The following is a 963-nucleotide window of genomic DNA, read 5'->3' on the forward strand; positions in this document are numbered from 1 at the left end:
TCCCTTCTTCTCTCCCTTTTTGAAGACCTTCTTCCCAGCCATCCTCACGGGCTGCTTCACGCATCATACGCATGACTTTTTCTTCATCATATTCATATATGCTCACCTTTTTCGCCTCCGTTCTGTTCTTGCTCAAAAATTCTGACAGAATCCCCTCTTTAATACATTCCGTAATCGCCTGTTCTACCGCATCAGACAGGGAAACATTCTCCGCATACCGCCTGACTCTGGCAGTATATTCAGAGTAATCTCTCAACGTCTTGCAGTTATCCAGCAGCTGTGGATTATGCCCCGGATTAATATTCAGCATAACGGCCCTTAACTCCAGCGACGGTTTATCATCCGGTACCTGAAACACACTAGAAAGCCTTAATTCCTGCACGTCCGGCTGCTCCTCGATGCCATTGTAAAAGATAACAAACTTTGGGGGAGGCAGCAGCACTTTACGGGGGCCGTACAGATTCTCATCCCGCGTCATGCTTGAATACAGATCCGAAATATACATCAGATATCTTAGCGGAAGATTGGGACTATAGGTGGACTGATGCTCATAGAGCGTAAGTCTGGAGTCAATCACGAATGAGATATCATTATGCATCGAAAGGTAAATTACATTTTCCAACGTATTCACTTCCAGCATCTCCGGGTCGTCATACTTCGTTCCGTTCGCCGCATTATACAGGCTTAACAGTTCCTTCTTGTCGCTGAATACCATCTCAAATATCCGCGATTTGTAAACACGGTTAACTGCCGTATTTTTCTGATAAGTGTGTTTTTCCATAAATTGTCCTCCTTATTCAAAAAATGTCGTTCGCAGGAGGTATCCTTTCGTTCACTTATCTAACGGGAACCTCTCTGCTGTCAATAAATGAAATAAAGCATTGAGATTCCTGAATCGTTTATATAGAAATGATAAACAGTATTGGGGTGTGCCCCTTAGAATTTTAGAATAATAATGCTTTC

Annotated in this window: 1 protein-coding gene; it reads right to left on the reverse strand. The window is 43.1% G+C overall.

The genetic code is table 11. The features are described 5' to 3' along the window. Positions 1-781: RpnC/YadD family protein (locus tag BN6465_RS00035; protein ID WP_066730575.1), on the reverse strand; the 781-nt coding region annotated here is incomplete at its 3' end. Between the last annotated feature and the right edge of the window lie 182 nt (positions 782-963).

Origin of the sequence: Bariatricus massiliensis (assembly GCF_900086725.1) — a bacterium.
In the GTDB taxonomy this organism is placed as follows: Bacteria; Bacillota; Clostridia; order Lachnospirales; family Lachnospiraceae; genus Allocoprococcus; species Allocoprococcus massiliensis.